General features: G+C 66.6%; 7 protein-coding genes. 4 read left to right on the plus strand and 3 right to left on the minus strand.

Translation table 11 applies throughout. The features are described 5' to 3' along the window. Positions 1–44: 44 nt before the first annotated feature. The 4 genes from LN996_RS22720 to LN996_RS22735 are packed head-to-tail and all read left to right on the plus strand — an operon-like array spanning position 45 to position 6,028. Positions 45–1,436, plus strand: a complete 1,392-nt coding sequence (locus LN996_RS22720) for a YcaO-like family protein (protein WP_231343349.1) — start codon at positions 45–47, stop codon at positions 1,434–1,436. Then, positions 1,436–2,602 carry a hypothetical protein gene (locus LN996_RS22725; RefSeq protein WP_231343350.1) on the plus strand — a complete coding sequence of 389 codons (1,167 nt, stop codon included), beginning with the start codon at positions 1,436–1,438 and terminating at the stop codon, positions 2,600–2,602. The genes LN996_RS22720 and LN996_RS22725 overlap by 1 nt, the downstream gene beginning before the upstream one ends. Further along, a complete protein-coding gene (locus tag LN996_RS22730; RefSeq protein WP_231343352.1) occupies positions 2,589–4,370 on the plus strand; it encodes an ABC transporter ATP-binding protein/permease in 1,782 nt (593 codons plus the stop codon). The genes LN996_RS22725 and LN996_RS22730 overlap by 14 nt, the downstream gene beginning before the upstream one ends. After that, positions 4,367–6,028: an amino acid ABC transporter ATP-binding/permease protein gene (locus tag LN996_RS22735; RefSeq protein WP_231343353.1), complete on the plus strand. Its 1,662-nt coding sequence runs from the start codon at positions 4,367–4,369 to the stop codon at positions 6,026–6,028. Before LN996_RS22730 ends, LN996_RS22735 begins: the two co-directional genes overlap by 4 nt. A 47-nt stretch (positions 6,029–6,075) precedes the next feature. On the opposite strand, the gene LN996_RS22740 is transcribed toward LN996_RS22735, so the two are convergent. From LN996_RS22740 to LN996_RS22750, 3 genes are all read right to left on the minus strand, one after another. Beyond that, positions 6,076–7,095: an ABC transporter substrate-binding protein gene (locus LN996_RS22740; RefSeq protein ID WP_231343355.1), complete on the minus strand. Its 1,020-nt coding sequence runs from the start codon at positions 7,093–7,095 to the stop codon at positions 6,076–6,078. Positions 7,096–7,135: 40 nt separating this feature from the next. Continuing rightward, on the minus strand, positions 7,136–7,957 hold the full coding sequence (locus LN996_RS22745; protein WP_231343356.1) for an ABC transporter ATP-binding protein: 822 nt from the start codon (positions 7,955–7,957) through the stop codon (positions 7,136–7,138). Continuing rightward, positions 7,954–9,009 (minus strand): iron ABC transporter permease (locus LN996_RS22750; protein WP_308102755.1); only part of this gene is annotated, 1,056 nt, incomplete at its 5' end. The genes LN996_RS22745 and LN996_RS22750, both read right to left, overlap by 4 nt.

Consider the following 9,009-nt stretch of genomic DNA (forward strand, 5'->3'; position numbering starts at 1 on the left):
ACCCCCGAGACGCTGCCGCACCCCCTGAACAACCACGGAGAATCATGACCACAACAGCCGAAGCCCTGGGCCTGCTTCCCTTGCACACCTTGGTGGACCAGCAGACCGGAATCATCCGCAGGGTCCGTCCCGTTCTCACCCCGGAGAACGCCCCACCCGCATACACGTCCATGACCGCGGAGGTATCGAACGCGCGCTGGCTGGGTGACTGGCCCGCCGACCGTGTCTCGCTGGGCACCACGTTCGGCGACAGCCGGCAAGCCTGGATCGCGGCCGTCGCCGAAGGCATGGAACGGTACTGCGGCAACTTCATCCCCGCAGACCTCCCGGACCACCACTACTTCACCGGGACGGCCCGTGAGCTGACAGCGTCAGGCCGGGCCGCCGTCGGGCTTGAACAACTGCCGCGATTCGCGGACTGGCAGCTGGAGCGTGCGGCCTTCCCCTACCGGAACCTCGACGCCGACACTCCCGCTCTGTGGACAGCGTGCAGGCGGGAATCGGACAGCTCGGACGTGTGGCTGCCAGCCAGCCTCACCCTCCTGAACTGGCGGCAACGGCGTTTCCGTGACCTCCCGCGGATCCATCATCTGAACTACGCGGGGATCGCCACCGGGCAGGGCCGCGCTGATGCCACGGACAGGGCGGTGCTGGAAACCATCGAACGCGACGCCCTGGAACTGTGGTGGCATTTGGACGGGCCCACCCGCGGTATCAGGCCAGAGAGTGTTCCCGGTCTGGTGGACGCCATGGCCGGTTGCCGGTTGCAGTACTGGGTGGTGGAAATGCCCAGTGAGTTCGCCCCCTGCATGGCTGCCTTGGTGTTCGACCCGGATTCCGGGCTGTACGCCGCCGGGTTCTCCTGCAAGAACGATCCCGCTGAAGCGGCACGCAAGGCAGTCCTGGAGGCCGTCCACACCTGGATCTACTCCCAAGGTGCCACCGACGCCGATGGTTGGGTGTTCCAGGCAGTCGAGGCAGGGCTCATGGCCAAGGGGCTGTACCTGGAACACCGCGAAGACCGTCAATACCTGGACGACGTGGGGCCCGGATTCGGGGCAGTCCGCGATCTCGGTGCACATGTTCAGGTGTGGCTTGATCCCCGGACACACGTCCTCGCGGAACGCTTCACCAAGCCCGCGGGTGGGCTGGTGGACGTTGCTGCCGTGGATGACGTGTCCATGCCGGAGCTCTACAGGCGGCTGGAATCGGCCGGCCACACCGTATATACCCGTGAACTGACCACTCCCGACGTCGCGGTGACCGGCCTGAGTGTTGTCCGCGCCGTGGTGGGAGGACTGGTTCCCAACGCCCCGGCCGCTTTCGCCTATCTAGGCTGCCCCAGGTTCACCACAGCGGCCTTGAAGCGCGGGTGGCGTGAAACGGCGCCGGCACTGCCGGAGGACTTCACCCTCACCCCACCTCCCCACATGTAATGGACGTACCCCACGTGCTCCTTCCCTCAGGATTTACCCGCGCCTGGAGCCACGAGGTTCCTGGTCCCGTGCAGCCGCCCGGTCCCCTGCAGCAGCCCGGTCCCCAAGGTGCCCCGGCATCCGGCACGGTTGAGCACCAGCGGCATGATGGGCTCCCGGTGGCCGCCATGCTGCGGGCCATCTGGTGGAGCGAGGACTTCCACCCCAATCCCGCCACCGGCCTGCCCGGGAAGGTGCGTAAACGCCCAGTTCCGTCGGCCGGTGGGTGTTACCCGGTGCAACTGCGGGTCCTCTGCGGGGAGGGCTGCGATGTGCCTCCCGGAACATACGTGTTTAACGGCACCGGCTTGAGCGGCAGCGGCGGCGAGTTGCTCCGCCTGCGGAACCACGACGGCGGTACCCCACCCCAAGGGGGTCCGCGGGCACCCGCGCGGGGCGCCGTCGTCGTGCTCACCGTGCTGCCGCAACGCACCTTGGCGAAGTACCACCACCGTGCGGGTCCGCTACTGATCGCGGACGCTGCGTATGCGGCGGTGGCCCTGGTTCACCATGCCGCCGCCCGGGGTGTGGACGCCCGGTGGGATGTTGTGTCGCCTGTCCGTTATCCCGGCTCTGTTCCCGAGTTCTCGCTGGCCACGGTGTCTCTGGGGGTGTCTCAGGCGAGGTGCCCGCAGCGCCGTCATGACCGGATCGCCGGGGTTTCGGAGGCGCAGCTGGCTGCCCGCAGGAGCTGTGACTTCTCCCGCTTGCGTGCCCGCCCGGCCGCCGGCGCGGACCGGGTGGTTGAGGACCTCCTGGAGCGTTCCCTCCTTTCCTTCCCGCAGCAAGCCCCTCCGTCCTGCCGCGCCCGCGTCCTGTCCGCGGAGTCGCTCCGCGATCCGGAGCTGGCCGATCGATGCGCCGGGCAGCACTGGATAGGGAACCTCGGCGCCCTGTTGGTTTTCGAGACCCCGGGCACGCCAACCCCGGCCGCCATGTGGTGGGCCGCCACGGTGGCCGCCCACACCCTCTATACCGCGCTTGGGGCGGACCTGCCCGTGGAATTTCGGCCGGTAGGTGGCTGGACCGGCTCCCACAGCGGCTGGACCACGCTCCATGGACTGGGCGTAGCAATCCGGAAACCACTCACCACAAACCATGAAAGGGCCACGCATGCTGGTCAATAAGAGGCTCTTCCAGATGACGGCTGGGCACCGCGGCCGGCTGGCTGGAGTGACAGCCCTGCTCTGCATCACCACGGCGAGCTACTGGTTGCAGGCGTGGTTCCTGGCCCAGGCCCTGGCGGCGCTGGTGGTTCTGGTGCGGGTTCCCGGAAACCCCGACGGCGGCATGTACGGGCCGCTGGTTCCGTACCTTGCCGGGGTTCTCGCCTGTGGCCTGGGGCGCCTTGTGATCCAGCAGTTCCATGCCCGGCTGGCCAGTTCCTTGGGTTCCGGGGTGCGGTTGCAGGTACGCCGGAAGTTGGCCGACAGCTTGCTCCAGCCCGAACGGCTCAGGGATACCTCGGACCGCGGTGGAGCCCGGCGGCTGGCCCTGAGCGAAGGTGTGGACGGAGTGGACAGCTACATCAGCCAGTACATTCCCCACGCTTTCCAACTGCAGATAGTGGTGCCAGCGCTTCTTGTCTGGATCGCGTGGCTGAATCCCTTGTTGGCGCTTGCCTTGGCCCTTGCCGTGGCCGTGGCTGTTGGTGCGCCGAAACTCTGGGGGAAGGCCCTGGCGAAACGCGGACAGCAGCACTGGGACAGCTACGAGGCACTGAGCGCCGACTTCCTGGAGGCCCTCCAAGGGATGCGGACCCTCAAGATCCTCCACGCCGTTCCCCGGACAAGGGCGCGGCTCCATCACAGGTCCCAGGAGCTCCACAGGGCAACCGTGTCCACCATGCGCACATCCCTGGTGGACACGGCGTTGGCGGACTTCGGAATCCAGGCAGGGATGCTGGCCGCCGCCGCGCTGGCCGCATTCGCAGCGCTGGGGCAGGGGCCATTGCCCGGACCGGAGACTGCGGCGATCACGTATTTCCTGCTGATCCTCTCGTCAGAAGTCTTCAGGCCGGTGCGGGATCTGGCACGCCAATGGCATGCCGGGTATCTGGGGCTCTCGGCCTTGGGCAGTATTGACGCAGCGGGAGGCGCGGACACCCGCGATGGCCGTCCGCTCACGGGCGAAGGGCAGGCGCGTTCCACGCATGGTGCCCCGTCCGTGCCTGGTGCCCGTTCCGCGCACGGTGCCCTTTCCGCGCTCGGGGTGCGTCCCGGCGTCGTGCCTCCCGGTCGTCTCACGTTGGAGAACGTGAGTTTCCGATACTCAGGTGCGGACCCCTGGGTTCTGCGGGATGCGTCGGCTGAGATCCAGCGCGGCGGCCTTACTGCGCTGGCGGGGGTGTCCGGGGCGGGGAAGAGCACGCTGTTCGACCTTCTGTTGGGGTTCCTGCCGGCGGGGGAGGGCCGGATCTGCCTGGACGGTCAGCCACTCAGGCCCAGTGACGTCAGCGTGGTCTCACAACGCAGCTACCTCTTTCCGGGGACCATCCGGGAGAACCTCCGCGTGGTTGCGCCTGCTGCTACGGAGGAGGAGATCCAGCACGTCGTGGAGATTGCCGGCCTGGCGGAGGAACTGCGGCAATGGCCCCAAGGCCTGGACACCGTGTTGTCCGAAGGGGGTGGATCCGTCTCGGGAGGCCAGCTCCAGCGGCTTTCGATTGCACGGGCGCTCCTGGTGGACAGGCCGGTTCTCCTGCTGGACGAGCCAACGTCCGCCCTCAACACAGAGATCGCTGGGCGGGTGTTGGAGGGGCTTCGCCGCGAAGCCGGACGCCGGATGGTGCTCATGATCGCCCACCGGCCCGAAGCCCTCGCTGCCGCGGACACCGTACTCCGCTTGGCACATGGCCAACTCCACACACAGCAACAGGAAGCAGCCACGCTATGAGCGTCACCGAACGCACACCCCGCAACCCGCTCCTGGGCCTGGTTCCGCACATGTCCGGCGAGTGGGCAGGGATAGTATGGACCGCCGTTGTGGGCATCCTGAACAACCTGGCCCTCATTGTCCTGGCGGTGGTCGGTTCCTACGTTGTGGCGCTGGCTGTGATGAGGCAGGAGTCCGCAGCCGCCGAATGGTGGGTTGCCGGGGTGATGGCCGTGGTGTTCAGGGCGGTGCTGACGTGGCACGAGATGGACATCTCGCACAGCATTGCGTACCGGATCCTGGCCGCGCTGCGCATGGCACTCTTTGACGGTTTCGCGCGCGGCGTCCCTTCCCGCAAGCCGGACCAGCACACCGGAAAACTCGCCGCCACGGCCATGGGCGATGTTGAAAAGCTGGAGTTCTTCTACGCCCACACGGTTGCCCAGCTGGCTGGCTCCGCAGTGCTGTTCGTGGCCGGCGTGGCTGTGGTGTGGCCGCTGGGGCCGGGCCTGGCCGGGGCCTTGTTGCTGGGGTTCGTGGCGCTGGTGGCGGTGACGCTCCCGGGATTGCGCAGGGGCGCCGTGCTGGGTGCGCGGGTGCAGGAGGCGCGGTCCGGGGTGTCGGTACTCGCCGTGGACCTGCTGGCCGGCACCCGCGAGATCCTGGGTTTCGGACTGCGGGAGCACGCTCAACGCCAGCTGCAGGACCAGAGCCTGGCAGTGGATGCCGGCCAGCGTAGGCTCAACTCCTTCCTTGCCCTGGCAGCGTCCTTGCGCGAGCTGTGTGTCCTGGGCACCGTGGTGGCGGTCTTCCTTGCAGCCATCTCACAACCCGGGCTGGATCCTGTGTGGCTGCCCGCCCTGGTGGCCGGCACTCTGACTCTCCTGGCTCCGGTGGCCGAGGGCGTTGCCACCGTGACCCAGCTCCAGCCGCACCGTGCCAGTGCCCAGCGCGTTGGGGAGGGCATCAGCCTGCCCTCGGCCGCCACGGTTTCGGGGCCCCTCGTGGAGTTCAACCCCCAGGGGCCGCTGGGTCTGGAGGTCGGGAACCTGCAGTTCACGTACGACGGCGGCGCGCCGGCTTTGCGCTCGACGTCCCTGTCGGTGGCGCCCGGCGAGCATGTGGGGATCAGTGGCCCCTCCGGGGCAGGAAAGACCACGCTTGCCCGGTTGTTGGTGCGCTTGTGGGTGCCGGATTCGGGGAGTATCTCGCTGGTGTCGCGCAGCGGGGAGTCCGTGGACGCCTGGGCTGTGGACGAGGCGTCATTCCGGCGTATGGTCACGTTGGTGGAACAGGACGCCCCGGTTTTCCAGGGTTCCGTCCTGGACAACATGCGCCTGGCCCACCCCGCGGCAACTGAAGCCGACGTCCTGTCAGCCTTGGACCTGGCCGGGCTTCCGCTCGCCGGCGAACGATGGGCGGATGGTGTGGATACTGTGGTCGGCGAGCAAGGGGTAAGTCTGTCCGGTGGTGAGCGTGCCCGCTTCTGCTTGGCCAGGGCCCTGTTGATCAAGCCCAAGATTCTGGTGCTGGATGAAACCACAGCCAGCCTGGATCCTGCCTCGGAACGTGCCCTGGTGGAAGCTGTTGCTGCGATCGCCGGCGACACCACGGTGATCACGGTGTCCCACAGGGAGTCAACCCTGGCCGCATGCCACCGGCGGGTGCAGCTGGGTTAGCTTCCCGCTTCCCCCGCCCGTCCCCTCGGGCGGGGGAATTGAAGGGCTTAGAACGCGTCGGGGTGGAGGCCCTTGGCGATCTGCTCCACGGCGCGGAGGTTGCCCCAGGTTCCGGGCATGACGTCATCGGAGTTGATGGCCACCAATCGCTGGTTCTTCACCGCGTCCACCTCAGGGAACTTCTCCTGAAGGAAGGTGCGGGTGGCGTCCTCGTGGGCCTTGTCCAAGGTGGTGAACACGATGACCTCGGGGTTCTTCTGCACCAGTGTCTCCGGGGAGATCATGGCAGAGAAGAACTTGGCGAAGGCTTCATCGGACGGGCTGAAGAGGTTCTCGCCACCGGCAGTCTTGATCATGTCGTACTCGATCCCTGCCCCGATGGCCGCAATGGAGTTCCCCTCAACAAACAGCTCCACCACGGTGGGCTTCTCCTTGCCTTCCACCTTTGATTCAACCGACGCCAGCATCTCAGCCGCTTCCGTCCGAACGGCAGACGTACGCTCACCGGCGCCGACTACAGCGCCGATGTTCCCGATATCCGTGAGGATGTCCTTGACCTCGGCCTTGCTCCGGCGTTCCATGCAGCCCGCCGTTGCTATGTAGGACTCAGCGCCTGCAGCTTTGAGTTGTTCGATGCTCGCAAAGCCCTGCTCGGCAGTGAATTCATACGCTGTGGGGGAGTAGACGAAATCGGGGTTTGCACCCAGCAGGACTTCACGCGACGGCGGCATCTGATCGCTCAGCTGCTGCACATTACCGAGCTCCTTCAGTTCCGGCAGCAGCTCGCTGCCTTTGGTCTGTGCCTCGGCCACTACCTTGTCCGCGGCGCCCAGCTTCACCAGCAGCTCGGACTGTCCGGGAGTCATGGCCACCACGCGCTGGGGAACGGAGGTGAAGGTCAGGGTGCGGCCGCAGTTCTCGATTTCTCCCGCGGGTTGCGCAGCGACACCGGCGTTTTCCTTGGCGGGTGTTTGGCTGACTGCTTGACCGCAGCCGGACAACAGCATTCCGCTGAGTGTCATCACGCTCAGGACTGCCGTGGTTTTGGGCAGGGTGGATTTCTTCATGGTGTGCCTCCAGATGGGTTGTATCGGGTGATGGGTAAGTTCAATGGCGGGCGGTGGAGAACTCCGCGTCCTGGCTGGGTGGCGGCGTCTGTTCCGGCGTCTTCGCTGCGATGGCGATCAGCGCCCTCCCGGTCAAAGGATGCTCCAGCGTCCGGGATTCAACACCGAAGCAGCGGCGGATCAGCTGAGGGTCCAGCAGTGTTGACGGCGGCCCGAAAGCCTGCAGCCGCCCGGACTGCAGCACTGCCACCTGGTCACAGAATTCCGCCGCGAGGTTCATGTCATGCAGGGCCGCCAGCACAGTCCTTCCACGCGAAGTGACCAGATGCATCAGCTCCAGTTGGAAGGCGACATCGAGGTGGTTGGTAGGTTCATCCAGGACCAGGACCGGTGCTTCCTGAACGAGTGCCCGCGCCAGGAGGACCCGCTGCTTTTCCCCGCCGGACAACCCCGCAAAGTAGCGGTCCGTCAGGGAGGAGGCCCCGACGTCGAGCATTGCTTGGTGGACGAGGTGGTGGTCCCTGTCCGAATCGGCACCGAATCCGCGCTGATGCGGGGCTCGGCCCAGCATCACAACCTCGCGGGCTGTCATGGGAAAGTCCTGACTGGATTCCTGGGCCATCACGGCCACGCGGAGCGCGGCCTGCCGGGAGTTGAGGCTGCGGACATCCTGGCCGCCTACGGTGACGGTCCCCGAGGTGGGTTTGTTCACCCGGTACAGGGCACGCAGAAGAGTGGATTTGCCGCATCCGTTGGGGCCCAGAATGCCAACCACGGAACCGCTGGGCGCGGTGAAAGAGACGTCGTGAACCACGGGGGTGCCGCCGAGGGCGATGCTGACGTTGAGGAATTCCACTTTCATCGCTTGATGCCACCCCGTACAGCGCCGTTGCCACGCATAAGCCACAGGAAGAAGGGCGCTCCGACGGTAGCGGTGAGGATGCCCAAGGGAATCTCGGCAGGCTGCGCCACCGTGCGGGCCAGCAGGTCAGTGAGCATGAGGAAGAGAGCCCCGCCAAAGATCGTGACGGGCAGCATGCGGCGGTGATCTGAGCCCACCAGCATGCGCGCGGCGTGCGGCACCACCAAGCCAACAAATCCGATGCCGCCGCACACGGCAACCGTGGTGGCAGTCAGTAACGCCGTGGCCAGCAGGAGGGTCCGACGCAGCGATTCCACGTTGACGCCCAGGGCCGTGGCTGTTTCGTCACCGGCCAGGAAGGCGTTGAGCGCGCGGGATCGGAACATGGCGAAGACGCTGATGGCCACGAGTGCCACACCCGGCAGCAGCAGTTGCGGATAGGTGGCTGCGGAAACGCTGCCCAACAGGAAAAACAGCACACTGTAGACGTTCTGGGCATCGGTGGTGATGGTCAGGAAGTTGGTGATCGCGGAGAGGAGTGAGCCCAACGCCACGCCCGCCAGGATGAGCCGGGAGGGTGCAATCACGCCGTCCTGTTTCGCGAGCAAGTACACCAGGGCCGTCGCGGCCGCAGCTCCCGCGAAAGCCGACGCGTTCAAGCCCAGCCCGCCAACCGCCGTCGAGCCTGCCACGATGGCCAGTACGGCTCCCACTCCCGCCCCGGCTGAAACGCCCAGGATGTACGGCTCGGCGAGTGGGTTGCGGACGTTCGCCTGGAGGAGGGCCCCGGCCAGAGCCAGGCTGGCCCCGGCAATACCGGCCAGGAGCGCGCGGGGGAGCCGGAAGCTCCATACGGCTTGGTCCTGGGGCACGGTGAGTGAGCCGTCGGACATCCATGGCAGGCCAGGGATCAGGTGCCCGGCCATGATTTGCAGCGATTCAAGGAACGTTGTTTGCAGTGGCCCGGTGCTGCCCGAGACCACCAGAAGCACCACGATTCCGAGCACCAGCAGGGGTGTCAGCAATCGTTCAAGCGCTGACCTGCGTGGGCG

Source organism: Arthrobacter sp. AK01, from assembly GCF_021109375.1.
GTDB lineage: Bacteria > Actinomycetota > Actinomycetes > Actinomycetales > Micrococcaceae > Arthrobacter.